Annotated in this window: 1 protein-coding gene; it reads left to right on the forward strand. The window is 51.2% G+C overall.

Translation table 11 applies throughout. The annotated features are described in order from the left end of the window. Positions 1-149: zinc ribbon domain-containing protein (locus tag ACYQ2O_RS13980; protein WP_459771526.1), on the forward strand; the 149-nt coding region annotated here is incomplete at its 5' end. Positions 150-205: the final 56 nt, after the last annotated feature.

Consider the following 205-nt stretch of genomic DNA (forward strand, 5'->3'; position numbering starts at 1 on the left):
TCTATCCATCCAGCCAGATTTGTTCTGCCTGTGGACACCGTGACGGCAAGAAACCCCTCCACATACGGGAATGGGAGTGCCCTAATTGCGGGGAGTATCTGGACCGAGACATCAATGCCAGCAAGAACCTTTTGGCGTTAGCCAAGTAAAAGAAAACCTATGAGGCAGGGACTGCCTTTTGAGCCTACCCATATCCGATTCCTCT

This window comes from Alkalibacterium sp. m-11, from assembly GCF_054658155.1.